Below are 1,113 nucleotides of genomic sequence, written 5' to 3'. Positions count from 1 at the left end.
GGCTAACCTGATGGATCGCCATGCGGATTTCATTAATCGCTTTGATGCGATCATCTTCCGGCAAGCTGGCGAGAAATTGCGTTAAATCCTGCGTTAATCGTTGTTGCATAGTATCCCCCATTCCTGACGTTTTCCTTTTATCCGTTCGTTATAACGCTGATAGTTCTTCGCTTTCGTAGGACTAAATGATAATGCCCGACACCAGTAATCGTTATTGAGTAAAACTTTGCATATCCGCCGCCAGGAGGGAATATCTTTCGCGCCAATGTCCCCTTGCTGGGTTTGTGGAATCTCGATGCCTTTTTTCTGATACCAGTGCAAATAAATGGCGATTTTATTGCGGTAATGCTCAGCTGTTTTTTCCGGCATGCTATTGAGCAGCAATAATGCATATTCTTGCCAGTCTAAATGTTCTGGTTTGAGGATTTTCCGATGCCCATAGAAATGATTGTCATGTCCGGCGTAAATGCCGCCACTTTTTACCCCGCTGACTCGTGCGCACATAGCAGCCCAGCGATCCGGTTCGATAACGTGATAGAGCCATAATCCTTGTCGTTGCTCCGGGCCAAAAGGTTCGCAAATTCGCATATGACGCAGAGGAACGCCTGCCTGATACATTAGGTTATACAGTGGGTTGCAGAGATTTTGATGATTTGCATATCAGGTCCAGATATCAGCCACTTTCCAGTCGTAAATGGGGTAAATGTACCAGCTATGACCGCCTGGTGCGGCCGTAGTCCATGGTTTATCGTCGGCAAAACGTTGTTTATTTAAACTGGCGATGGCGACAAAACGGTTGTAGGACTCATCCGCACGGATGCCGATCATCATCGCCGCCGGACGTTTTTGTGAAAACCATTCGGCAAACTCACGTACAAATTGTTCGAAGGTCATGCCTGGCTGGTAAAAGCAGAAAAAGTCAGGAGCGGTTATCGCATCTTGCGGGGGCTGACGCACCCATTCGACATCAGGTTCTCAGCACTGCCATTCGGGTTGGTATTGTGAAAGGGAATTTTGCGTCGTAAGCGGGAGCGCAACCCAGTAAAACTCTTCGATGACATCGGTGTACAACTCGCGCAGGGACTGAACATAGTTAATGGTGCAAGAGAATTG

At 47.5% G+C, this 1,113-nt stretch carries 2 pseudogenes; both read right to left on the bottom strand.

Going from position 1 to position 1,113, the window contains the following annotated elements:
- Nucleotides 1–121: pseudogene (locus ACUU1I_RS20695) on the bottom strand (hypothetical protein); the annotation flags it as partial.
- Nucleotides 94–1,113: pseudogene (locus tag ACUU1I_RS20690) on the bottom strand (DUF3440 domain-containing protein); the annotation flags it as partial. The pseudogenes ACUU1I_RS20695 and ACUU1I_RS20690, both read right to left, overlap by 28 nt.

It is taken from the genome of Shigella sp. SIG3 (assembly GCF_053555855.1).
The sequence above is the reverse complement of the archived record's forward strand: the minus strand, read 5'-3'. Positions and strand labels throughout refer to the sequence as shown.